The sequence below is a fragment of the Dietzia sp. NPDC055340 genome (assembly GCF_053645335.1).
In genome coordinates this window covers 17498-40837 of the sequence record NZ_JBSHML010000024.1, presented here as the reverse complement: position 1 = coordinate 40837, position 23340 = coordinate 17498, and the positions used below count along the sequence as shown (strand labels likewise).

Genomic DNA, 23340 nt, shown 5'->3' with positions numbered 1-23340 from the left:
CCTCCCTCCCACCACTCAGGAGCCCGAAAATGACTGACAAAGCCCCTCTCAAGCTCGGCTACAAGGCCTCCGCCGAGCAGTTCGGCCCTCGCGACCTCGTGGAGTTCGCGGTGCTGGCGGAGCAGGCGGGGATGGACTCGGCCACGGTCTCCGACCATTTCCAGCCCTGGCGCCATGACGGCGGCCACGCCCCGTTCTCCCTGGCCTGGCTCACGGCCGTGGGGGAGCGGACCAGCACCATCCAGCTGGGCACCTCCGTGCTCACCCCGACGTTCCGCTACAACCCCGCCGTGCTGGCCCAGGCGTTCGCCACCATGGCGTGCCTCTACCCGGGCCGCGTCTTCCTCGGCGTGGGCACCGGTGAGGCGCTCAACGAGATCGCCACCGGCCACCAGGGCGAGTGGCCGGAGTTCAAGGAGCGCTTCGCCCGCCTGCGCGAGTCGGTGCGCCTCATGCGCGAGCTCTGGACGGGCGAGACCACCAGCTTCTCCGGCGACTTCTACTCCACCAAGGACGCCTTCCTCTACGACGTGCCGGAGGACGGCGTGCCGGTGTACGTGGCAGCGGGTGGTCCCGTGGTGGCCAAGTACGCCGGCCGCGTGGGCGACGGGTTCATCTGCACCTCCGGCAAGGGCATGGAGCTGTACACCGACAAGCTGCTGCCGGCCGTGGAGGAGGGCGCGAAGCTGGGCGACCGCGACTCGTCGACCATCGACCGGATGATCGAGATCAAGATCAGCTACGACCCGGACCCAGAGGCCGCGCTGGAGAACTGCCGCTTCTGGGCGCCGCTGTCCCTGACCCCGGAGCAGAAGCACTCCGTGGACTCTCCGCGGGAGATGGCGCGCCTGGCCGACGAGCTGCCCATCGAGCAGGTGGCCAAGCGCTGGATCGTGGCCTCCGACCCCGACGACGCCGTGGAGCAGGTCAAGAAGTACGTCGACGCCGGCCTCAACCACCTGGTCTTCCACGCCCCCGGCCACGATCAGAAGCGGTTCCTGGGCCTGTTCAAGACCGACCTCGAACCGCGTCTGCGGGCCCTGGCATGAGCCCCTTCTAGCTACCGGAGGAGTGCCACTCAGCACCTCCGGAGCGGTCCGCTGGAACGTGAATCAGTTAGGGTCGTCGGCAATGAAGGGGCCAGTCGAACTTGCTAAGCGAATCGTTAGAGCCGAGGGGTTGGCAGCTTCTTCAAGACAGCAATACTGGAACGGCCCAGCCGTTGTGCCCGAGGGCGTTAGATCATTCCTAGCCCGTTCGCCTTGGCTACGGCGGCCGTTCGGGATGAGGCACCGAACTTCTGAAAGCTGTGTGCGAGGCGTGTCTTCACCGTCGCCTCGGACATGTGGAGCGCCGCTGCTGCTTGGCGGTTGGTCTCTCCCGCGGCCACGGTTTTGAGTACGTCGCTCTCTCGATCGGTGAGTCTTGACTGCGGTGTCCGCAGTCGGCCCATAAGGGTCGCTGCAAAGGTGGGAGAGTGCGCTTTCGCCGGCGGCGGCGCGGACGGCCCCTAGAAGTTCGTGCGGCGCAGGATCGAAGCCGACTCGGGTCGAGGCTTTGGGTCGCTGCATGTCGCAGTCAGTGTGAGGGGAGTCCGTAGTGATTGGCGAGCAGTTCGACCGTCTGGTACTGGGAGCGGCGGGAGTGCCCCATCACCACGAGCATCACCTCGTCGACTTTGGTCCGCGCGTGGAGCTGATCGAGTGCGCTGGCGACGTCTGCTGCGGTCCCGTTGCGGAACAGTTCGGTGTAGGTATCGAGGATCTGCCGTTCTTGCAGCGTGGCCGGGTAGGCTTTGACCTCGTCCGGCGGCAGGAGGCTGTAGCCCTTGCGTTGGAACATGCGCAGCATCGCCATGGCGCCGGTCGCGGCTTGCCGGCGTGCTTCCACGGGATCGTTGTCCGCGACCACTGGGACGCTGATCAGGCTGTACGGCTCGGACAGGACGTGGGAGGGGCGGAAGTGCTCGCGGTAGAGCCTCATCGCCGAGTCCACGTCCGCGTCGCCGAACTGCAGGGCGAAGGCGTAGGGGCGCCCGAGCTGGCCGGCCAGGACGGCTGAGTACTGGGAGGATCCCAGGATCCACAGTTCGGGGGAGGTCTCGGGGCGTGGCACGCGGTTTTGGTCGGCCTGCCACGGGCCCGGGACGGCGTGGACGTCGCGGTAGCCGTGGCCGTCGGGGAAGTCGTCACCGAGGAAGCCGAGCAGTTCCAGCACCTGTTGGGGGAACTGGTCGTTGGCCTCGTGATGCCGCCGCAGGGCGGCGGCGGTGGCAGGGTCTGTTCCGGGGGCTCGTCCCACGCCCAGGTCGATCCGGCCTGGCGCGAGCGCGTTGAGCATGCCGAACTGCTCGGCGATGAGCAGTGGCGCGTGGTTGGGGAGCATGACCCCGCCCGCACCGAGCCGGATCCGTTCGGTCTCCGAGATCAGTCGCGCCACCATTAATTGCGGAGATGACGTGGACGCCCCCGGCATCGCGTGGTGTTCCGACATCCAGAACCGACGGAACCCTCGGCGGTCCGCGAGTCGGGCCAGTGAGATCACCTCCTCGAAGGCTTCGCTGGCCGACTGTCCGACGGCGGTGTGGGCATTGTCGAGCACGGACAGCGCGAACCCCGCGGTCCCTGGGGCGGGGTTGCTGCCCGTGGCCCGGGCGCGTGTCGGGGACGGGCCGTTCGGCTGCGGGGCGGGGGTCATTGTTCTCCTGGTCTGTGGTGGATCGCCCGGGTCAGTGCTCTTCGCGGCCCTGCATCGCGGAACTGCCGAGGTCACTGCCGGGAAGGTCGGCGCCGGTCGGGACGGATTCGACCCAGGAGTCGGTGGTAGCGACCCGCGCGAAGTTGGAGTTGAGGACCGCCATCAGGGTCTCGTGCACCTGTTTGGCCGGGATCGAACCGGCGGCGTTGGCGATATGGATTGCACCGGTGGCGTCGGAGAGCACCTCGACGGTGATACCGAGCGGCTCGGCGGTGACCGCGGTGCCGATGATGCAGTTATTGGTCATGTAACCCGCCAGGGTCACCCGGTCGATGTTCTTCTCACGCAGCCAGTCGGCGAGCCCGGTGCCCTCGAGGACGCTGGCGTACTGCTTGGAGACCCGCTTCCACTCGGGCTTCACCTTGTTCTCGATGCCGCTGTGGAGCGACCAGCCCGCGCCGCCCTTGCCGAAGACCGGCGCTTCAGTCGGGAGTTCGTGCTGGACGATCACGATGGGCATGCCGGCCTCGTCGGCCACGTCGATAGCGCGTGTGATCTGTGCCAAGGACTGATCGCGGGGCGGGTACTGGATCTCGAGCGGGCCGGAAAAGTATTCCTGCTGGACGTCGACGACGATGAGGGCGCGATTCGGCTTGGACATGGGAAACCTCCGAGGGTAAGGGGTGGGGTCGGTGCTCAGTCGAGCTGTGTACCTATTCTGCGCGGTCCTGGTCGACTACCGTGAGCGGCACAAAGGAACGCTTTCGATGGATTGAGGCCAACAGCGGTGCGTATCGCGATCCACGTCTTCGACGACATGACGATGTTCCACCTCGCGGCGCCGCTGCTGGTGTTCGGCGAGGTCACCCGCCTAGGGCTCGCCCAGGGGTGGGAGGTGGTCACCTGGAGCATGGACGGCCGCGCGGTCCGCACCACCGAGGGAGTCGTGCTGGACGACCTGGCGGGACCTGAATCGGTGGAAGACGCCGACTTACTCGTCTTTCCCGCGTGGCCGGCGGAACTGCCGGTGCCGGACCCGCAGTTGCTCGGCCTGGTGCGTGACGTCCACGAGCGTGGTGGGGGTGTCGCCGGGCTATGCCTCGGTGCCTACCCGGTCGTGGGCAGTGGTGTGCTCGACGGCCGGACCGTGGTGACGCACTGGGGCGGGGCTGACGAGCTGGCCCTCCGGTACCCCGCAGTTCAGGTCCGCTCCTCGGACCTGTACATCGACCACGGGGACGTGATCACCTCGGCGGGTACAGCGTCCTCGCTTGATGCCTGCCTCCACATCGTCCGGATGCGCCTGGGGGCCACGGCGGCGGCCGCGGTGGCCAGGCACATCGTGGTGGCGCCCCACCGCGAGGGGGATCAGGCGCAGTACATCCAGCGGCCCCTGCCAGAGAACGGGGATGGCGGCGCGATCGGGGAGACTATCGAGTGGGCACTGGCCCACCTCGACGCGAACCTCTCGGTGGAGGAGCTCGCGCGTCGAGCATGTATGAGTCGTCGGAGCTTTGCCCGCCGTTTCGTCGAGGTCACGGGCACGAGCCCCGGGCGGTGGGTACTTTCCCGTCGGCTCGATCACGCGCGGATGTTGCTGGAGACCACCACGTGGCCGATCGAGGCGATCGCCACGGAGTGCGGCTTCGGCAGTGTCGTGACGTTTCGGCAGAACTTCGTCCGGGCGTTCTCGACCACCCCGACGTCGTACCGGAGCCGGTTCGGAGGCGCGGATGCCGAGGTGGCGAGGTCAGGCGTGGGTGGGCGTGTAGGTGCGGCTGGGGGAGGCCGGGACGGTGGGCTCCACACGGGTAGTGCGGGCCCGAGCGGGACGAAGGCCAACGCCGATCACCCAGACTTCGGCGACCGCAGGGGCCGGGGCAACGACCACTAGTCGGAGAACGCGGACGGGCGGAGGTCGAGGCGGCGCAGCAGTTGGGCGTTGAGAGCGACGACGACGGTGGAGGCGGACATGAGGATGGCACCGACGCTCATGGGGAGCACGAAGCCGATCGGGGCGAGCACTCCAGCGGCCAGGGGCACGGCGGCGAGGTTGTAGCCGGCGGCCCACCACAGGTTCTGCTTCATCTTGCGGTAGCTCGCCCGGGACAGCTCGATGACCGAGAGCACCGATCGGGGATCCGATGAGGCCAGGATGACCCCCGCGGAGCCGATCGCAACATCGGTCCCGGCGCCAATGGCGATGCCCACATCGGCTTGTGCCAGTGCGGGCGCGTCGTTGACCCCGTCCCCGACCATGGCGACCTTCTTGCCCTCGGACTGCAGTTCGGCGACCTTGGCGGCCTTGTCGTCTGGCCGGACCCCGGCGAAGACCCGGTCGATGCCGAGCTCGGCGGCGACGGTGTCGGCCACGGCGCGAGCATCGCCGGTGATCATGACGACTTGAGCTCCGGCGACGTGCAGGGCATCGACGGCCTCGCGGGATTCTGGCCGGATCTCGTCGGCCAGCCGCAGCGCGCCGATCACCCGGCCCTCGGCGAGGATGTGCAGGATGATCGCGCCCTCGCCTCGCCACTGGTCGGCGACGGGGAGTTCATCGCGTCCGTGCTGATCGAGCAGATAGGGGCCGCCAACTTCGACCACGGTGCCGTCCACCGTGGCCTTGACGCCCACGGCCGGGGAGGAGGAGAAGTCGGTCGCCTTCGACACGGTGAGGTCCCGGGCCCGTGCGGCCCCAACCACAGCTCTGGCGAGTGGATGCTCGCTGTCGCTCTCGGCGGCTGCAGCCAGAGCGAGCACCTCGTTGGCGGTGTGCCCGTCTATCGATTCGATTCCGGTGACGGTGGGTTCGCCCTTGGTCAGGGTGCCGGTCTTGTCGAACAGGACGGCGTCGACGGTGCGCATCGACTCGAGCGCGAGGCGGTCCTTGATCAACACGCCGCCGCGGGCGGCGCGTTCGGTGGCGATCGACACGACCAGGGGGATCGCCAGGCCGAGAGCGTGGGGGCAGGCGATGACCAGCACGGTGACCGTGCGCACCACCGCCGCATCCGGCAACCCGAGCACGCTCCAGACGGCGGCGGTGATCGCAGCCGCACCGAGGGCGAACCAGAACAACCAGCCAGCCGCGGTGTCGGCGATCCGCTGGGCGCGAGAAGACGAGGCCTGGGCGTCGGTGACCAGTTTCTGAATCCCGGCCAGCGCTGTGTCCTCACCGATCGCGGTAACTTCGACGCGCAGGCCCGAGTCGGTGGCGACCGTACCGGCGACGACCTGGTCGCCGATCTCGCGGCGGACCGCCCGGGATTCGCCGGTGACCATGGATTCGTCCATGCTGGCCGAGCCGTCGATGATCCGCCCGTCGGCGGGAACCGACGCCCCCGGGCGGACGATCACCACATCCCCGACCTGCAGCTCGGCCGGGGCGACGGTGATGACGTTCTCGCCGTCGACCTTCTCGGCCTCATCCGGCAGCAGCGCCGCCAGTGAATCAAGCGCGGACGTGGTCTGCGCCAGGGAGCGCATCTCGATCCAGTGGCCCAGCAGCATGATCACCACCAGCAGGGCCAGTTCCCACCAGAAGTTCAACGCATGATCGAGCACGCCCAGGCTGGCACCCCAGGAGGCGATGAACGCCACCGTGATCGCCAGGCCGATGAGCAGCATCATTCCGGGCTGGCGAGCGCGGACCTCGGACAGCGCGCCGGTCAGGAACGGCCGGCCACCCCGGAGGTAGATCACCGTGCCCAGGGCGGGGGAGACCCACCACACCCAGCCGGCCTCCGGCAGCTCGTAGCCGATGAGGTCGGCGAACATCTCGTTGAACGCCACCACCGGCACTGCCAAAACGAGCATGATCCAGAACAGCCGTCGGAACTGCCCGACGTGGTCTGCGTGCCCCGCATGACCGCCATGGTCTTCATGACCGGCGTGATGCTGCCCGGTGTGGCCGTGGCCCGCCGCGTCGTTTGCCGCGCCCGAGTGATGATGGTCGGCTACCGAGGTGGCCATCTCGTCGGGGCGCCCGGCCGAACCGTCACCGGGTCCGCCGCGGCGATCATGGTGGTGGTGATCGTGTGGCTGACTCATTTGTCTGTCTCCGTGTGAGCGCCGGCGGCCACGGCGGCATCATCGTCAGCCTGCGGACGGCCGGTGGCGGCGATCCGTCCTAGGCCCGTGGGCGTGGAGCAGCACGAACACGCTTCCTTGACCGCTGTGAGTGGGAGCGCAGAGCGCGTTGTGGACAACATGGATCTTCCTCTCCGCGTGGTGTGGTGTCTCGGGTGTCGTGCCGGGCCGGTGTGGCCCCTGGCGATCGGGTGGTTAGAGCGAGGTGAGCAGGTCGCGCATGGTGTCGATCTCCTGCTGCTGGGTGTCGATGATGGTCTGGGCCAACTCGACCGCAGGCTGGTAACGGCCACCTTCGACCTCGTCCTCGGCCATGGCGATGGCGCCCTGGTGATGGGCGATCATCTGCTCCAAAAACATCCGGGCGGCGTCGGCTCCCTGGGCCTGGGACAGCTCCCGGAGCTCATCATCGGAGAGCATTCCCTCCATCATGGACATGTCGTGACCGCCGTGACCGTCCTGCGCCTCGATGGGCTCTTCCCACTGCTCGAGCCAGTCGGTCAACTGCGCGATCTCCGGGCCCTGAGCAGCCTTGATCTCCTCTGCCAGTGCCGCGACGTCGGCGGGGACGTCGTCTTTAGCCAGGGTGATCTCGCTCATCTCGATCGCCTGCTGGTGGTGCGGGATCATCATCTGCGCGAACATCACGTCGACCTCGGAGTGCTGCGCGGCCTCGCCGGGGGCGGTCGCGAAAGTAGTAGTTCCGGCCGGAGTGGTGGGCGCGGCCGCCGTGTCGTCACCGCTATCGGTACAGGCGGACAGCGCCAGGGCGACGGCGGTCACGGCGGCGGAGACGAAGATCTTTTTGCTGGTCATCGAGGGGTGTCCTTCCGGTTCGCGTGTGCATCCGTTGCTGGTCAGCAGAGGTGGGACTACTAGTCGTGTCAGGAGCGGATGAATCGGGCGATGGCGTCGCTGGCTTCTTGGAGCTTGATTGCGGCTTCGTCGTCGCTGAGCTTGGCCGCGTCCAGCACGCAGTGCTTGAGATGGTCGTCGAGGAGGCCGGTGGCGACGCTCTGGAGCGCACGGGTGAGGGCGCTGACCTGGGTGAGGATGTCGATGCAGTACTTCTCATCGGCGATCATCTTGGACACGCCGCGGGCCTGACCTTCGATGCGGCTCATGCGCCGGAGATACGCCTGCTTGTCGCTGATGTACCCGTGCTGATGCTCGATGGGCGCCTCATTAACAACGGGCGAGTTCTCCCGGCCGCTGGCGGGTTCGGTGGCTGTGGTGCTGCAGCAACTGGATGTGGGATGCGGGTTGGTCGTCATGGCGGAGCCCTGCCTTCTATATACCCCGCAGGGGTATGTGGATGATGAGACTGTATACCCCTGAGGGGTATATAGGCAACGGGGCTTTCAGCATTTCGGCAGTCGGGGCCCGAGTGCGTCAGGTATGGGGTGGGGATATGGGTTGTTGATACCCCCCCGGGGTACTGTACGGTGCGTTTCGCGCGGCATCGGGCTGCGCGGAGGAGGGACACCTGATGACGTCCATAAAGCCGGTCGGCGGCGGGTTAATCCCACTGCTGGTGATTGCCTCGGCCCAGCTGATGGTGGTGCTCGACGACTCGATCGTGAACATCGCCTTGCCGAGCATCCAGCGCGAGCTCGATATCGCACCGACGCTGCTGCCCTGGGTGGTCAACGCCTACATCCTCGCCTTTGGCGCGCTTCTGCTCCTGGGCGGCAGGGTTGGCGATCTCTGGGGCCGCAGGCGCACGCTGCGACTCGGTCTCTCGGTCTTCGTCGGCGCCTCCCTTCTCGGCGGCCTCGGCGTGAGTGTGGAGATGCTCATCGCTGCCCGAGCCGTGCAGGGAATCGGGGCGGCGATGGCTGCTCCCAACGCGCTCGCGCTGATCGCGACGACGTTCTCCGAGCGGAAGATGCGCGATCAGGCGCTCTCGCTCTATGGGGCCATGTCCGGCCTCGGAATCATCCTCGGCCTCCTACTCGGGGGTGTGCTCACCGACGTGCTCAACTGGCGGTGGGTGTTCTTCATCAACGTCCCCATCGGAGTGCTGGTGCTTCTGGGTACCCGTACCCTGGCCTCTGCCGGGCGCCACGGTGGTCGCCTCGGTGGGATCGGGGCCGCCCTAGCTACCGCAGGCATGGTCAGTCTCGTCTACGCGATCACCCGCTTCGGCGAGGACGGGCTCACCGACGCCGTCGCCTACATCCTCATCGCGGTCGCCGTTGTTCTGCTAGCAATGTTCGTCCGCACGCAGCGTTCCACCAACAGTCCATTGGTGCCGCTGAGCCTGTTTGATGATCACAACCGTGCCGGCGCATATCTGACGATGCTGGGCCTGGCGATCGGGCCGATGGGCACGTTCTACGTAATCACCCTCTACATGCAGCAAGTTGCAGGCTTCAGCCCGCTGCGCACCGGCCTATCCTGGCTGCCCTTCGCCCTCGGCATCATGCTCGGCGCCGGAATCGCGCCAAAACTACTTCTCAAGACCGGGCCCCGCTACGTGGCCGCCATCGGCGCGACACTGGGAGCGGGAGGCGTGTTCTGGTTCTCGCTAATCGAGATGGAGACCAATTACTGGTCGCTGATGGCACCGGCGATGCTCCTCATCGCACTGGGCTTCGGCCTGGGCACGATCGCACTGACCCAAGCCGCCGTCTACGGCGTCCAGCCCGACCGGGCGGGCATTGCCTCAGCGCTGCTCAACTCCGCACAGCAGATCGGCGTCGCCCTCGGCCTGGCAATCCTCGCCGGCGTCGCCGCCACCGTCACCGCCAGGGCCGGTAACTCTGGCCCACAAGGGCTCATTGATGGATACAGCACAGCCTTGATCGTCGGCGCGGGCGTCCTACTGGCAACCGCCGTGCTCGCCCTGGCCATGCTCAGCAAAGAACCACAGCCGGTCGAAAGCTCCACGCATGTGACAGTCGTTTGAGCATTTTTGCATCGGCTAGCGACCAACGCAGAACGACTCGCGAAGCAATGGCCCGCAGTCCGACCATGCGCGGTTCCGGACAGGGCGCACGGGCAACCGGGGAATGGTTGAGTTCGCTCGGCCGACAACCCGGCACCTTTGACTTTACATAAGGTAAATTATCGGCGTTAACATCTTGGCTGGCAGGAGTACTTTTCTGGCCCTATGTCCACTCAGGGCAGGTTTCAGAATTGGCTGCCCTGAGCGGGTGAAACGATTACTTCTGGGGGCACCGGGCGGTCGGCCTAGTTTGCCGCTGCGTACGCGTCGGCCACGTCAGCGGGAATCCGTCCGCGGTCGGAGATGTCGTAGCCATTGTTGCGGGCCCAGTCGCGTATCGCTTTAGTGTTTCCGGTCGGGGCCGCAGTTCTGCGGGCGGCCTTGGTCTTGCTCCCGGTCACCCGATGGCCGGCCTGGATGTACGGCGCTACCGCCTCGCGGAACGCCTCGGCGTTGTCATCACTGAGGTCAATGGCGTACTCCTTGCCCTCAAAGGCAAAAGAAATAATGTTCGCCTTCTCGCCTAGGTCGGTTCCGTCGAGATCGTCGATGAATCTCACCTGAAATTGCTGAGCCATTGCTTCCCCTATTGTGATGCGTGCCTTTTGCAGGATCACAGTATGCATGAGGCGGATAAATGACGCGCAATAACATTCGTTGACGCTTCATGCCAAGGGCCTCTTGGGGGCTGCATCCCGGTCGCATGCCGCGTGGGCAGCAAGGTCATCCGTAGTGGTAGCGGCAGGTCGCGATGCGGACTTCGGTTTCGGTGACTTTGTAGACGAGTCGGTGCTCGTCGGTGATGCGTCTGGACCAGTATCCGGCGAAGTCGTATTTGAGGGGTTCGGGTTTGCCGATTCCTTCATTGCCGTTGCGGGTGATGTCCTGCAGGAGCAGGTTGATGCGTTTGAGGATCTTGCGGTCCTGTTGTTGCCACCAGAGGTAGTCCTGCCAGGCGTTGTCGTCCCAGACGAGCAGCACGTCAGTCGGCGTCGAGCAGGTCGCGCGCCTGTCCGCGGCCGGACTCGAGCCGCTCCATCGCATCGAGCAGACGTCGGGCGTTAGCCGGTGATCGCATGAGGTGGGCGGTCTCGCGCAGGGACTCGTAGTCGTCGAGGGAGACCATCACCACCGGTTCGTGGCCGGCGCGGGTGATGATGACCTCTTCGCGGTCGTTGGTGACCCCGTCGAGGACCTCGGCGTAGCGGGCCCGGGACTCGGTGTAGCTCATTGTCTTCATCTCAACCCCTCCTGTACGCAAAAGTGTACAGGATGCCGAGTTGGTGCTCCATTGTGACTTCCCGCGTCCCGCGCCTGTATGCAAAAGCCCGGCCGGATGGCGCAGCGTTGGAGTGTCGAGAGCTCCTGCGCGGGAGTCCTCACACTTCTGGGCGTGGTCTCGATGGCCGGATCGGCGCCGCCGCACGGCGCGGGCCTGCCGGTGGCCACGCCGGCCCGCGGGCGCCCAGTGGCCGCATAGCGGTTAGGTCTCGGCCCGCTGTCTCGTCCGCGGCTGGGGCCACAGCGGCGTGGCCAGAATCTGGCTCTCCCTCGCCGCGCCGGCGGCCCCCGTCGACGGCCAGCTCGCGCCCGCCCCCGGCCCTGAAAGCGCGGATGGCTGGGCCCTGTCCAGCCTCGGTGGTAACGTGGGTAACGAAAGGGGTTACCGGTTACCCGCTACCTGACTGGAGGGCTGTCATGTCGACGCCGGAGAAGATCGCTCGAGCCTATGGGGTACTCGTTGCACGGGGGGACAAGGTCACCGTGCGCAGCGTGCAGCGCGAAGCGGGGGTACGCATCGGTGAGGTGGCCGCATGGATGCGCGAGCACGCCACCGGCGTTGCCGGGGATGTGCCCGAGGCCCCAGATCTGTCGGAGGCAATGTCGGCGATGGTGGCCTCGGTGTGGGCCGCGGCGTGGAAGCGGGCCGCCGAGCAGGCGGACGAGCAGGCCGCTGTGGCGCTCGATGCAGCCCGCGGCGGCGAGGCCGCCGCACTGGAGGCGGCCGAGCAAGCGGAGTCGCAACGCGACGAGGCTGTCGCGGTCCGCGACCGCGCACTCGGCGAGCTCGAGGCAGTGCGCGGCGAGCTTGAGCAGCTGCGCGGTCAGCTCGAGACCGTGCGCCAGGACGCCGCGGTCGCGCGCGCCAAGGCCGAGGAGTCCGACCGGGCACGGGTCCGGGCTGAGGCCACCTCGGACACCCTGCGTGAGGTCCTGGACTCGCTGCGCGAGACCGCTCGCAAGCCAGGCCAGTCGGATCAACCGGGCCAGTCATAGCCAGCTCGCCAGAGCACGAAACGCACTGACTGTCGGAGGGGAAAGCCACACTGACAGCCGATCCGGCCGTGAGGTCTGTGGAGCGCCGCGGCCCGTGTGGCGCCGCGGAGGGAAGGCGTTAGCGACAGGAGTGTGGAATGTGGGATCTGGAGACCGCGCTGCTGGCTATCGCTGTCGTCGCTGGCGGCGCGGTGGCCTTGCCGCCGGTTGCGCGTGGGGTCGGCGGTAGCGGCGCTCGGTCTACTTGCGTGGTTTGTCGGTCATTGGTCGTTCGCGGTGCGCCACGGGCGTGCACTATCGGTCGCGGTTGGCGCTGTGGGTGATCGATAGGACCCCGCTGCGGTGGACGGTCCCGCGGTACTGGCAGCTGCGCCGGCTACGCCGACAAGCAGCGCCCCGCTGACACATCCTGGCCCGGTCCGCCAACGGCAGATGGCCCCGCCGCCCGGCGAGGCCATCTCTTGGGGCGACTGTACTGCAGCCTTCAGAACAGTGGGGGTGTGTCGAGCGGTGCGGCGTTGCCGGATGCCCGTGCGTAGGCGACCGGGTCCCAGCCGTCTGCCACGGCGTTGCGGACGGCCAGTGAGCGGGCCTGGCGATCGTGGCGCTCGGCCAGGCTGCGGATGATCCCGGTGCGGCCACAGGCCACCGCGTAGAGCAGGTTCGCCGACTGAGTGGAGGCGATGAGGTGAGCCGGGTCGACGCGCACGCACAGCGGTTCGTTGCAGCGGTGCTCGCCGATTGCACCCGCGTCGAGTTCGCCGGCGATGACAAGTGCGAAGCGGTGGGCGTACTCGGTGCGGCTGATTCCGCCTGATCGCCAGCTGATCCTTCCGTAGCCATCGGAGATTGCTCCGGTCCAGATCCAACACCCGCCGGCGGGTGCCTTGACGACGCGGGACCAGAACGCGGTGATTGCGGCTCTGGTGGGAGGCAGTGTCGGATCGTACGGACGAGAAGGCCGCACCGACGTGTGGGACCCCGCCCCGAGGTCCATTCCGGGCAAGGGAATGTCGGCGACCCCCGGGTCGTGGTGGGGGTCAGTGATCGTGGGCACCGTTGTTGTCCGACTGGGAATCCTCACCGCGAGCGTCTGCGTCGATGGAGGAGTCGGGCGATGTTTCAGTGGGCTCGCCGTCGACGAGCTCCTTCGCCGCGCGAATGGCGGCGCCGACCTCGCGAGCGGACAGTCCGGTCATCTCGGCCAGGTCGGCCTGGACGACGCCGAGGTCTTTGAGCTCGATGAGCGCATCACCGAGTGCGGCTTCGGCGTCGGCGCGGGCGTCGATCGCGGAGAACACCGCCACGAGCTTGGACTCGCGCTTGCGCGCCCGCTCGAGCTCGTCCGCCATCGCTTGGCGGGCACGGGCCCGCGCGGTCTGTGAACGCGAATCAGTCTTCGTAGCAGCCATAAACCAAACCCTAAAGCACTCCTACGACACCCGCTAGCACCAACCACTCCCCACCCGACCACCTCGTCGTTCACGCTGGCCCCCGTAGATCCGCCACCGCCGTGGCCAGACTCGACACTCGCTGCTGCTCGCTCTAACAGCCACACACAGTAGGCACTACTAGTGACGTCCGGAAAATGCCTTCTCAGCGCGCCGACGGCGCGGCGTGCGTAGACGCCGCCCCGGGGCGCCTCTACGCTGGGGCTCATGATGAGCCTCCGAGCGGTGCACGCCGGTACTGGATACCAGTACCTGCTGCGCTCGGTCGCCACCCATGACGCTGACCCCGAAGGCAAGTCGCTGTCGGACTACTACGCGGCCAAGGGCACACCGCCGGGGCGGTGGATTGGCAGCGGATTGGCCGGCCTTCTGTCTGAGACAGCAACCGCCGGCACAGTCGTGGGCGAGGTCCAAATGGCCGCCCTGTACGGCGAAGGGCTACACCCGGACACCGATCAGATGATGGCCGAAGGGAAGAGCCTGGCCTCCTGCAAGCTGGGCCGCTTCTACCCCCTGTACTCCGGCGATGTCCCGGTCCTCGCCGCGATCTCCGCCGCCGAAAAGTCGTTCCTCGCCGCCGAGGGCCGCCGCCCCACTCCCGACGAGAGAAACCACCTTGCCGAGAGCGTGGCCCGCCCGTTCTACACGAGCGAGTTCGGCTACGAACACGCCTCCGGCAAGGACGTCATCGCCTGGGTAAACCGCGAACGGGACAAGGTCCGCCAGGCCGTCGCCGGGTTCGATTTCACCTTCTCACCGGTCAAAAGTGTCAGCGTTCTGTGGGCGCTGTCCGACAAGCAAACGGCCTCGAAAGTGGCGGCGCTACACCATGAGGCCGTGGCCGAGGCCCTGCGATGGGCCGAGGAGAATGCGATCTACACCCGCGTGGGCGCCGGCGGCATCGAGCAGGTGAAAACCAGGGGCATCGTCGCAGCTGAGTTCACGCACTTCGACACCCGTGGCGGAGACCCGGACCTGCACTCGCACGTGTTGATCGCCAACAAGGTGCAAGGCCCCGACGGCCGGTGGCGCACGCTGGATTCGCGGACGATCCACCAGATGCACCAGGCGATCTCGGCACGCTACGACGCGGTCCTGCACGACCTGCTCTCCCGCCGGATGGGGCTGGACTTCCAGGCGCACTACCCGCACCCGGACAAAGCGCCGATCTGGGAAATCAAGGGCATCGACCGCCGTCTCATTGACGTGTTCTCCACGCGTCGAGCACTAGCCCGTCCGGTCTACGAGCAGCTCGTTGCCCAGTACGTAGAGAAGAACGGTCGCCAGCCCACCCAGCGAGCGGCGTACGCCCTGTGGCAGAAGGCGATCCTCGACACCCGCGACGCCAAAAAGCCCGCCCAATCCCTCGATGAGCACCGAGCCGCCTGGCGCCGGGTGGCCGAGCAGACCATCGGCGCCGACGCCGTCTCATCCGTTGTCCGGGACGTCACCGAGCAGGCCACCGTCGATGCGCCGCGCGAGGTTTTCGACGCCGAAAGCCACGCCCGACAGGTCGCCGCGCAGGCCGTCCAATCGGTGTCGTCACGCCGCGCTCAGTTCCGCCGGTCGCACGTCGACACCGCCGTATCCACCCTCCTGAAGGGCTACCGGTTCGCCTCCTCAGGCGCTCTCGACCAGGCCCACGCCACGGTCATGGACATCGCGCTCCGAGAGCTCATGGTGGAGCTGACGCCCCCCGAGCCGCTGAGCCTGCCCGAGCCCCTGACCGGTCACACCGGCGCAGGTATAGACCGGCACGCCAACGCCGAGAAGTACACCACCCAGGCCGTGCTCGACGCCGAGACCCGCGTCCTCGACGCAGCTCGCACACCCGTGGCAGTGATCGCGTCCCGCGCCACGCTAGAAAAGGCTCTTGCCGCCCACGCGAGGGCCACAGGATGGCCGCTCAACACCGGCCAGACCGAACTGGCCCACCACCTCGTCGGAGCTGGAACCCTGCTCGCCGCCGGCGTCGGACCGGCCGGCACCGGCAAGACCACCGCCATGAAAGTGGTCGTGCAGGCATGGGAGAACACGGGCCGCCACGTCATCGGTCTAGCGCCCTCCGCGGCAGCGGCCAGCGTGCTGGCAGGCGACATCGGCACCGACTGCCACACCATTGACTCCCTGACCTTCACCTGGCTCGGTCGCAACCCAGGCGCCCCGGGAAGGAGCCTCGAGGCGCTGCCGGTGACCATCCGCCCCGGCGACATGCTGCTAGTCGACGAAGCGGGCATGGCCAGCACCGAAAACCTCGCCGCGCTGACCGAAATCGCCGCCGAATCCGGCGCCGTCCTGCGCCTGATCGGAGACCCGAAACAGCTCGCCGCCGTCGAGACCGGCGGCCTGTTCGCCGACCTGACCCGCACCCCGGGAACAGTCGAACTGCGCGAAGTCATGCGCATGGGAGCAGACACCGAGCAGGCCGAGGCAACGCTCGCCCTACGCGAAGGCAACACCGACGCCCTGGACCTCTACGCACACCGTGGCTGGATCCGTGGCGGGCACCGCGAACAGATGCTCACCGACGCCGTTCAAGCCTTCCTCGACGACACCAGGGCCGGCCGCAGGAGCCTGGTCATCGCCTCGAACAACAGCGACGTCGACTCGCTCAACGAGGTCATTCGCGCCGACCGGATCGCCCACGGACACGTCGATGACACCCGCACGACGCGCCTTTCCCGAGGCGACACCGTCGGCGTCGGCGACACGATCATCGCCCGTGAGAACGCCAAGCTCTACACCTCCGACAGCAAGTACCTCGGCCGGGTGATCAACGGCCAACTATTCACCCTCACCGGCATCGCCGACGACGGCTCACTAAGCGTGCGTGACATCAACACCGGCAACGAGATGCTCGTGCCTGCCAGCTACGCGACCAGGAGCATGCACCTGGGCTACGCCACGACCATCCACCGTGCCCAGGGCGCCACCGTCGACACCACCCACGCAGTCGTCGACACCTCGGTGGACCGTGCCGGCCTGTACGTCGCAATGACCCGCGGCAGACGAGAGAACCGCGCCTACGCCGTGTGCGAACCCACGGTCGACCTGTCAGCCGAAGACGCCCACATGCACTCAGCCGGCGACCACGACGCCCCCACCGCCGCCGAGGTACTGGCCGCCATTCTCAGGCGCGACACCCACCAAGCCTCCGCGACCGCAACCCTGCGCGAGGAGATGGATAACGCCACCGACCCGGCGCGCATTGAAGCGCTGTACCGCCACGGCGTCGACCTCGCTGCTGAATCCTTCACCAGCTCCACGCTGCCCACCTACATCGACGCCCTGCCGCGCCTCTACAGCCGACACCTCGAGCCCGGAGGCGACCAATACGACGCTCTCGCCCGAGCCTGGACCGACGCCGCCAAGACCGGCTACGACCCCCGCGTGCTGTGGGCCGAGGCCACCGCGAACCTGGAGACCGCCGACAATCCAGGGCCCGTCATCGCGCACCGGATACGTCACGCGACAAATGAGGACCGGGACCGGGACGCCCTGCCCACCCCTCCCCCAATCGCGCCGGCCACCGACACCGAACTGGCAGCGTGGCTGGCGACCACGTACGGCTCGCTCACCACCGCGCCGGCACCCGCGGCGTCTGACGACTTCGCTGAGTCCTATCTGGCCCACCGTGCCGCAGAACAAGAACGCGGCCCGGACGTCGAGTCGACATCCGGACCGCAATGGGATTGGGGAACCACCACCGATTCCTCCCCCGACCCGTGGTGAGCCAGAGACGACAGGGAGTTGTCAGCAGTACTTGTCGTACTTGTCCATCGCCTTCCACGGCTCGGGGTTCTCGTTGTCCAGGGCCGTCATCCTCAGCGCTTCACAATCCAATGGGCTAAGACGGGCGCCACTACTACTTGAACTGCCGCTGCTCGAGCTGCCGGGGCTGCGCGATGTGCTGTCGTCGTCAGAGGACGAACACATTCCCAACCCCAGCAAGAGGGCAACACCTATGGCAACGGCACATCCGCAGCCTGCACCAGATTCGCTAGACACCGCCTAAGCATAAGTTAACACGCGTCCTGGTCCTACTTGGCTACGTCTCGATCACGGGGGGCTCAGCAAAGTCCGCTTCCGTCACTTCGGCGGCCCTGGCCTCGAACGTACGATCAGCGCGGTGGCTCAGGTACGACTCCGTGAACGGATTCGCCGTCGGCGGCGAATCGGCCGAGGTAACCGGACCGGGAGACCACGCAGGCGGGGGAAGCTGCCCAATCTTGATCTCGTCGCCGACTGGGTATGTAAGGGCCCATCGGGAATCGGCGGTGGTGCCCGTGGTCTGGTCGAGACGGTCCTCAATCGCGGCCCTTGCGCGTGGACCGATCAGGTCGGGGCGATCGAGGTCGATGTGGTCGATCGGAACGTCGATCTCCATATCGGCTGAGTGCAGATACACGCTGAGCAGGCCCGAGTACATGGCTATCTCGGCGCCACGGTACGTGTCGACGGTGTACCAATCATCGGGGTATTCCGTGAGCGCCATCGCGATCTCACCGACCGCGGACCGGTACTCAAGCCCCCTTTGCGGCGGCTCCGGGAGACCTGGTGTCGAGCAGGCCCATCAAGCGGTCCTGCCTGATACTCATGTGCGAGTCGAACCGTGCGTCGTGAAATCGGACATCCCACGGGTCCTGTGGGTCTTGCGGCATGACCGTCAACGGGGAGTCGGCCACTGCCAGGGTATCGGCGAGGTAGGTCCTCATCTGGTCGTTGCCAAACGCCTGTGCGCTCATAGCTCTTCTACCTCCGGCGCTGTATCGACGGACACCGCAGCGCTGTCGAAGGTGGCAGCGGCGGGCTGAGCTTCCTGCTCAGATTGGGTGATGAGCTGGGACGGTGTCTGTGCCCCTACGCCGGTGTCGATGACGTCTGCGACTACCGGCGAGCCGCCGACGGCGGCCACCTCGGTGTGCAGCAGCTCCTCGGTGAGGCCGACCCTGCGCTCGCCTGCGAGGTCGGCGGTATCGGCCGCCGAGAGGCCGGGGGTGTCGGTGATCGCCGCATCGAACACGCCGGCCAGCTCGTACTCGGTGATCTCCAGGGTCACCGCTGCGATCACCGCCAGGGTCAAGAAGTCCGGGTCCGGTCCTGACCGCTCGCGTGCGCGGCGAACGGCCTCATCGCGCTCTTGCTCGGCCTGGGTCCGATCGAGTTCTGCCTGCCGGCGCGCTTCCTGGGCGGCCTGCACCAGCCGCCTGCGCTCCAGCTCGGCGGCGATCACTTCTCGCCGCGCCTGAGCGACCTCTTCGGATACGCCGGTGTCTGCGCGAGCGGTCTCCATAACGAGCGATCCGACCGAGTGTTGGCGGGCGGAGTGCTCGCCGAGCGAGCGAGTCCGCGGCGGGTACGGATTAGCTGCCGCGCCCACGCGGGCGTGACGGATCAGATCGGCGACCACCGGGTCGCTGGGATGCGAGCTCATAGCGTGCCTTCCTCAATGGGGTCCGATTTCAAGGGCTTGCCCGGTTGGTGACCGGACGTGCAGGCGACCATTGGCGAGCGCTCTCCCGTGAGCAGCGGCATGTGGTGGTCGCCGATCGTGCGGAGGAACACCTCATCGCAGGTGGCCGGGTCCCGGCGGGCCAGTGACTCGTACGCGAGCCACATCGAACGGATACGGAATCGGACCGAGCGGTGCGCCCACCAGCGCGAGCACCACTTCTGGCTCATGCCCGTCGACTCGTAGGCCAGTCGCAGGTAGTCGTCGAAGAAAGCGAACTCGTCGGTGAACCGCAGGATGGGCGGCACGCCAAGCTCAGTTTCGGCGAACCGCTGGACCTCCCTCTCCACGGTGCGGGCAAGGTGGTCGGTGAGGCCGGGTGTTGCCAGAACATCCTCTACAGCAGCAGGTAGCGACTCTTTGGTCACCGCCGCGAGGGTCTCACCGAATGCCTCGACGATCTTCTTGTCGAACAGGTGGCTCACGCTGCGGCCTCTTCGGTCTTCTCAGGTGCGGAGGGGAGGTCCTGGTGGTCCCACCGGACCATCCGGGCCAGGATGGGGCGCCGGCCGGTGGCCAGGACGATCATCCGACCGAACGGCAGAGCGGCCAGCTCGGCGGCGGTGATGGTCTGCTTCTCGACCGTCTGGGTCGACACGGACCGCCCGCGATCGCCGCCGCCGCTGGAGATGGAGCGTTGCTGTTCGGTGTGGGTGCCGATGAGATGGGCCAGCTCGTCGAGGAATCGGTAGTCCTTGTGGCCGGGGCCGATGACGACGATCGCGGCGGCAGACCACAGCTTCTTCATGCCCTGCTCGCCCCACACTTCCACGCCTTGGGCGTAGGACTGGAGCACGGTCGAGCAGATGATGCCTCGGGAGCCGAAGGTCGAGTAGTAGTCGGGAAGCCTGGGCCACCGCACGATGTTGGCGATCTCGTCCAGGGCGGCGGTCACCGGCACCGGCAGGCGCGAACCGGGGCAGGTGTCGGCCCGGTCGACCAGGGCCTTGAACACCGCGACGGTCAGGATGGACGTCACCGGCCGGCCGATCGGGTTCTCTTCGTCGGAGACCAGATACAGCGTGTCGGCCTCAGAGTTTGCGAAGGCGACCGGGTCGAAACGCTGGGCGCCGGCCTGGGGGGTCAGCCACCGCACGATCTGCCTGCGCCCCAGGCAGGAGATCATGTTCTTGGCCGCGGAGAACACGTTGGAGCGGGTGCGGGGCTCGGCGTTGTACTTGCTGGCCAGGTCCGCGGCCTGCGGCTTCCACTGGCTGTCGGCCAGGATGTCGACTGGGGTGGCGTCTTCGAGATTGGAGACCCATCCGTAGACATCGGTGATGGGACGGTTCTTCATCGCCGCTGCCAGGAACAGCGAGGCGAGCAGGTCCACGGCCTGGGAGTAGAAGTACGCGTTGGGGTCGCTGCCGGCCTCCCCGCGGGCGGTGGCGGCGTTGAAGATCTCGGCGAGCTCCTCGGCGTTGCCGTCCCACCACTGGTCGCGGCGCACGAAGTCCAGCGGGTCGAAGTACCACTTGGAGGTGTCCAGCCCGACCGCCTTGTCCTGCGGGTCGAGCACCCAGACGCGGCCGACCTGCTGACGGAACGGCATCGTGGCTTCGATGACGTCGCGCTTGCACGAGGTGGAGATGCAGATGCCCGGTGCGCGGCGGATCATCGGGATGATGCGGCTGGAGGTCTTTCCCTGGCGGGGACCCCACAGATCCAGATGCAGGTCTTCCCACCCGCCCCAGAGATCTTGGCCGGTAGCGACCTCCTTGCCGATGTACACCCCCGGGGTCTGGGTGGTGTCGCCTCGCTCGCGGTTGGCGCGGACCACGCTCTTGGCCGACAGTGACTTCACGTCAGCGCGGCCCGCCAGGTGCTTGGTGATCCCATCGACGCGGGTCCTGCGGCCCTGCCGGCGCCCGACGAGCGCCGCCACCACGGCCACGAGCACGACGGCGATCACCACCAGGGCCACGGCGACGACCGTGGCGCCGGTGGTCCACTGCACCTGCCCCTGGGCCAGGTCGATCACCGCCACCGCGGGGTTACCGGGAACCTGTTGACCGGTGGGGGCGATGGATTCGCCGAGGGTGATACTGCCCCACACCGCGATCACTGCGGCCGCCACCACGCCCATCATGACCAGCGCGATCGTGGGTCCGGGCTCGCGGGTCTGGGACGTTCGTGCCAGGTCCTTGCCTGCCATTGTTGCCTCCCTGGTGTGATGTGCGCGGTTACTCGCCCACAGATCGGTATTGGTAGCTGGCGACCTTCCACGTCTCGCCGGTGCGCTTGAGCTCGACGGTCGCGGTGATGCGCTCGAGCGGGGTCGTTGCTCCGTCGGGGTGCAGCACTTTCTGCTGCACCGTGACCAGGCGTCGAGCTTCGCTCGCGTCCTGCGGGACGGGGTCCTGATCTCCGGCCAGGCGCGCGGCGCCGATCACGCGGTCACCCGAGCGCGCCCATGCCGACCACTGCCTAGGGGCAGGATCTGGGTCCGGGCGGGTGGTGGCCGCGTCTGCCAATTGGCCGGTGAGCTGGCCGGAGATTGCGTGCATCGCATCCCACGGGGACTGCTGCTGCGCGGGGGTCCACGTGTGAATCCCTGCCATCACCGCCACCGCCACTTCGTCGGCGGTTGTGATCGGGTCGATGTGCACGTGCGCATCGGTTCCCGGTTCATCATCGCGGCCAAGTGTCAGAGCCATCGCGACGGCGGCGACCACTACCGCCACCACCGCCGCGGCGACCACGGCTACGCCTTTGGTGTTCATCGCTGTCTCCTCCTGTCGTCGGCGGTGTTCATGCGGCGGCGAACCTTGCGGCCTCTTGCGGCACGATGACCACGTACTTTTGCGTCTCGGCATACGGCGGTACCCCGCCGAACTGCTGCACGGCGCCGGGGCCGGCGTTATAGCCGGCCAGCATCAGCGTCTGCGGGTCGCCACTGAGCTCGCCCGAGGCGATGCCCTCTCGCTGGCCCTCGGCGATCTCGCACAGGTAGCGGGCGGCGGCCATTGTCGCGTCCGCCGGGTCCGACGGAGAGCCCGAGCCGGGAGGTCCGGCGATCTGGCCGTTGTCGTCGACCTTGGCGCCCTTGGCCGCCCACGTGCCGGGCATGAACTGCCCGTACCCTTGCGCCCCGGCCGTCGAGACCGCCGTGGCCTGGAAGCCGGCTGATTCGTGGTACAGCAGCCCGGCCAGCAGCGGAGAGTCGACTTCGCGGCAGACCTGGCCTCCCAGGTCGATCCACTTGCGCAGTTCGGCGGGGATCTCGCCCGCGTTCAGGCTGCGATGCCCGAAATCCGGGGCGCAGTCGTCGCCCCCGGCGGCGCCGGTGGTCTCGGAGGAGTCGTCGGCACCGTCGGTGGGGGCGGCGCCGTAGCGCTGGTCCGGGGTGGGCTTTCCGCCGCCGGCGACGGTGACGTGCACGTGGTCGAAGTGGTTCTGGGTCGGGTCGCCCCGGTCCTCCATCTGGTTGGGCTGCCCGGTGGCGGGGATGTACTGCTGCCGCCAGATCAGGTACTCGATGTTGAAGAACTCGCGGTGCGTCAGCAGGTAGTTCTTGATGCGATTGCCCAGCTCGCGGCCCTCGCTCGAGGAGTAGTCCGGGATCATGATGTCCACGGCGCGGCCCGACGGGTGATCGGGGTAGGCATCAACAGGCCGCCACCCGCCGATGGTCTTCACGTCGGGAAAGCGCTGCGCCACGGCCCGGGCCACCCGGATCGAGTCGACCTGCAAGTTCTCCTTGGAGGCGATCTTGTCCGAATCGGGCATCTCCCCACTCGAGCGCGGAGACGGCTGGCGGGAGGTCGTTGACTCGTCGGTGGGCGGCTCACTGCCTCCCGAGCCCGGGTTCGCCGCTCGGTCGAGCCACGGCTGCGGATCGGTCTCGCTCCCACCGGTCAGGCGCCCGCCCTGCCACACTTCGAAGTGCAGGTGGGCGCCGGTGGACTGGCCGTTGTTGCCGACCTCACCGATGTGCTGTCCTGCGGCAACGGTGTCGCCCACCTGCACGGCCACTCCGTCGTCCCACATATGGCCGTAGACGGTCGAGTAGGGCTGACCGTCGATGGTGTGGTCGATGACGATCCAGTTGCCGAACCCGCTGGCGGGGCCGGCGGCTGTCACCACGCCTGGGGCCATCGCGTACATGGGCGTGCCGTCGGCGGCGGCTAGGTCGATGCCTCGGTGGCCGGGCCGGTCTGCGCTCTTGTAGGTCGAGGACACGACGTAATCGCCTTCGGCGATCGGCAGGCTGAGCTCGCCGGCGGGCACTCCCCCGCCGCCGGTTATGGCCCCGTTCGGGCGGCACCGATCGTCGCTGCCGTCTCCGAGGATCACCACGACCACCAGCGACAGCAGGATGATCCCGATGACGATGCCCACGACGAGCTTGGCCGACCGCATCC

The 23340-nt window shown here is 67.4% G+C and carries 23 protein-coding genes; 6 read left to right on the top strand and 17 right to left on the bottom strand.

Annotated features, from left to right (window positions below):
- Nucleotides 1-29: 29 nt before the first annotated feature.
- A complete protein-coding gene (fgd, locus tag ACWIFB_RS15735; protein ID WP_378002084.1) occupies nucleotides 30-1049 on the top strand; it encodes a glucose-6-phosphate dehydrogenase (coenzyme-F420) in 1020 nt (339 codons plus the stop codon).
- A 188-nt stretch (nucleotides 1050-1237) separates the two neighbouring features.
- Here the strand turns inward: fgd and ACWIFB_RS15730 are convergent, their stop codons facing one another.
- The 3 genes from ACWIFB_RS15730 to ACWIFB_RS15720 form a co-directional block, all read right to left on the bottom strand.
- Nucleotides 1238-1453 carry a response regulator transcription factor gene (locus tag ACWIFB_RS15730; protein ID WP_378002083.1) on the bottom strand — a complete coding sequence of 72 codons (216 nt, stop codon included), beginning with the start codon at nucleotides 1451-1453 and terminating at the stop codon, nucleotides 1238-1240.
- 125 nt (nucleotides 1454-1578) lie between these two features.
- Nucleotides 1579-2697, bottom strand: coding sequence for an LLM class flavin-dependent oxidoreductase (locus ACWIFB_RS15725; protein ID WP_454058743.1), 1119 nt, complete (start codon nucleotides 2695-2697; stop codon nucleotides 1579-1581).
- A gap of 31 nt (nucleotides 2698-2728) precedes the next feature.
- Complete coding sequence (locus ACWIFB_RS15720; RefSeq protein WP_378002081.1) at nucleotides 2729-3358, bottom strand: isochorismatase family protein; 630 nt, start codon at nucleotides 3356-3358, stop codon at nucleotides 2729-2731.
- Between the two features lie 126 nt (nucleotides 3359-3484).
- Here ACWIFB_RS15720 and ACWIFB_RS15715 point away from each other — a divergent pair, with 126 nt between their 5' ends.
- Complete coding sequence (locus ACWIFB_RS15715; RefSeq protein ID WP_378002080.1) at nucleotides 3485-4591, top strand: GlxA family transcriptional regulator; 1107 nt, start codon at nucleotides 3485-3487, stop codon at nucleotides 4589-4591.
- Here the strand turns inward: ACWIFB_RS15715 and ACWIFB_RS15710 are convergent.
- A complete protein-coding gene (locus ACWIFB_RS15710) occupies nucleotides 4588-6513 on the bottom strand; it encodes a heavy metal translocating P-type ATPase (RefSeq protein WP_454058742.1) in 1926 nt (641 codons plus the stop codon). The two genes, ACWIFB_RS15715 and ACWIFB_RS15710, sit on opposite strands and share 4 nt — an antisense overlap.
- 48 nt (nucleotides 6514-6561) lie before the next feature.
- Between ACWIFB_RS15710 and ACWIFB_RS15705 the strand changes: the two genes are divergently transcribed.
- Nucleotides 6562-6765 (top strand): hypothetical protein, encoded by a 204-nt coding sequence (locus ACWIFB_RS15705; RefSeq protein ID WP_454058741.1) that lies wholly within the window; start codon nucleotides 6562-6564, stop codon nucleotides 6763-6765.
- Between the two features lie 216 nt (nucleotides 6766-6981).
- Here the strand turns inward: ACWIFB_RS15705 and ACWIFB_RS15700 are convergent, their stop codons facing one another.
- Both ACWIFB_RS15700 and ACWIFB_RS15695 read right to left on the bottom strand, forming a co-directional pair.
- The gene (locus tag ACWIFB_RS15700; protein ID WP_378002078.1) at nucleotides 6982-7602 is read right to left on the bottom strand and encodes a DUF305 domain-containing protein; all 621 of its coding nucleotides are present in this window, start codon (nucleotides 7600-7602) and stop codon (nucleotides 6982-6984) included.
- Nucleotides 7603-7670: 68 nt separating this feature from the next.
- Complete coding sequence (locus ACWIFB_RS15695) at nucleotides 7671-8060, bottom strand: metal-sensitive transcriptional regulator (RefSeq protein WP_378002077.1); 390 nt, start codon at nucleotides 8058-8060, stop codon at nucleotides 7671-7673.
- Between the two features lie 215 nt (nucleotides 8061-8275).
- Between ACWIFB_RS15695 and ACWIFB_RS15690 the strand changes: the two genes are divergently transcribed.
- Nucleotides 8276-9697: an MFS transporter gene (locus ACWIFB_RS15690; protein WP_378002076.1), complete on the top strand. Its 1422-nt coding sequence runs from the start codon at nucleotides 8276-8278 to the stop codon at nucleotides 9695-9697.
- 284 nt (nucleotides 9698-9981) lie between these two features.
- On the opposite strand, the gene ACWIFB_RS15685 is transcribed toward ACWIFB_RS15690, so the two are convergent.
- The 3 genes from ACWIFB_RS15685 to ACWIFB_RS15675 all read right to left on the bottom strand — a co-directional run bounded on the left by ACWIFB_RS15685 (nucleotide 9982) and on the right by ACWIFB_RS15675 (nucleotide 10976).
- Nucleotides 9982-10362, bottom strand: a complete 381-nt coding sequence (locus ACWIFB_RS15685; protein ID WP_454058740.1) for a histone-like nucleoid-structuring protein Lsr2 — start codon at nucleotides 10360-10362, stop codon at nucleotides 9982-9984.
- A gap of 97 nt (nucleotides 10363-10459) precedes the next feature.
- A complete protein-coding gene (locus ACWIFB_RS15680) occupies nucleotides 10460-10717 on the bottom strand; it encodes a Txe/YoeB family addiction module toxin (protein WP_017836491.1) in 258 nt (85 codons plus the stop codon).
- A gap of 1 nt (nucleotide 10718) precedes the next feature.
- On the bottom strand, nucleotides 10719-10976 hold the full coding sequence (locus ACWIFB_RS15675; RefSeq protein ID WP_017836490.1) for a type II toxin-antitoxin system Phd/YefM family antitoxin: 258 nt from the start codon (nucleotides 10974-10976) through the stop codon (nucleotides 10719-10721).
- Nucleotides 10977-11434: 458 nt separating this feature from the next.
- Here ACWIFB_RS15675 and ACWIFB_RS15670 point away from each other — a divergent pair, with 458 nt between their 5' ends.
- Nucleotides 11435-12013 carry a hypothetical protein gene (locus ACWIFB_RS15670; protein ID WP_378002074.1) on the top strand — a complete coding sequence of 193 codons (579 nt, stop codon included), beginning with the start codon at nucleotides 11435-11437 and terminating at the stop codon, nucleotides 12011-12013.
- A 484-nt stretch (nucleotides 12014-12497) separates the two neighbouring features.
- Here ACWIFB_RS15670 and ACWIFB_RS15665 read toward each other — a convergent pair whose 3' ends face one another.
- Both ACWIFB_RS15665 and ACWIFB_RS15660 read right to left on the bottom strand, forming a co-directional pair.
- Nucleotides 12498-13070, bottom strand: a complete 573-nt coding sequence (locus tag ACWIFB_RS15665; protein WP_378002073.1) for a hypothetical protein — start codon at nucleotides 13068-13070, stop codon at nucleotides 12498-12500.
- The gene (locus ACWIFB_RS15660) at nucleotides 13054-13425 is read right to left on the bottom strand and encodes a hypothetical protein (RefSeq protein ID WP_378002072.1); all 372 of its coding nucleotides are present in this window, start codon (nucleotides 13423-13425) and stop codon (nucleotides 13054-13056) included. Before ACWIFB_RS15660 ends, ACWIFB_RS15665 begins: the two co-directional genes overlap by 17 nt.
- A 246-nt stretch (nucleotides 13426-13671) precedes the next feature.
- Here ACWIFB_RS15660 and mobF point away from each other — a divergent pair, with 246 nt between their 5' ends.
- Nucleotides 13672-17196 carry a MobF family relaxase gene (gene mobF / locus ACWIFB_RS15655; RefSeq protein ID WP_378002071.1) on the top strand — a complete coding sequence of 1175 codons (3525 nt, stop codon included), beginning with the start codon at nucleotides 13672-13674 and terminating at the stop codon, nucleotides 17194-17196.
- A gap of 316 nt (nucleotides 17197-17512) precedes the next feature.
- On the opposite strand, the gene ACWIFB_RS15650 is transcribed toward mobF, so the two are convergent.
- The 6 genes from ACWIFB_RS15650 to ACWIFB_RS15625 all read right to left on the bottom strand — a co-directional run bounded on the left by ACWIFB_RS15650 (nucleotide 17513) and on the right by ACWIFB_RS15625 (nucleotide 23338).
- Nucleotides 17513-17959, bottom strand: a complete 447-nt coding sequence (locus tag ACWIFB_RS15650; RefSeq protein ID WP_378002070.1) for a hypothetical protein — start codon at nucleotides 17957-17959, stop codon at nucleotides 17513-17515.
- Between the two features lie 246 nt (nucleotides 17960-18205).
- The gene (locus ACWIFB_RS15645; RefSeq protein WP_454058739.1) at nucleotides 18206-18898 is read right to left on the bottom strand and encodes a hypothetical protein; all 693 of its coding nucleotides are present in this window, start codon (nucleotides 18896-18898) and stop codon (nucleotides 18206-18208) included.
- Nucleotides 18895-19401: a DUF4913 domain-containing protein gene (locus tag ACWIFB_RS15640; protein WP_378002068.1), complete on the bottom strand. Its 507-nt coding sequence runs from the start codon at nucleotides 19399-19401 to the stop codon at nucleotides 18895-18897. Before ACWIFB_RS15640 ends, ACWIFB_RS15645 begins: the two co-directional genes overlap by 4 nt.
- Nucleotides 19398-21131 (bottom strand): type IV secretory system conjugative DNA transfer family protein, encoded by a 1734-nt coding sequence (locus ACWIFB_RS15635; RefSeq protein WP_063935022.1) that lies wholly within the window; start codon nucleotides 21129-21131, stop codon nucleotides 19398-19400. Before ACWIFB_RS15635 ends, ACWIFB_RS15640 begins: the two co-directional genes overlap by 4 nt.
- Before the next feature lie 28 nt (nucleotides 21132-21159).
- The gene (locus tag ACWIFB_RS15630) at nucleotides 21160-21699 is read right to left on the bottom strand and encodes a hypothetical protein (RefSeq protein ID WP_378002067.1); all 540 of its coding nucleotides are present in this window, start codon (nucleotides 21697-21699) and stop codon (nucleotides 21160-21162) included.
- Nucleotides 21700-21727: 28 nt separating this feature from the next.
- Nucleotides 21728-23338: a peptidoglycan DD-metalloendopeptidase family protein gene (locus ACWIFB_RS15625; protein WP_454058738.1), complete on the bottom strand. Its 1611-nt coding sequence runs from the start codon at nucleotides 23336-23338 to the stop codon at nucleotides 21728-21730.
- Nucleotides 23339-23340 lie beyond the last annotated feature (2 nt).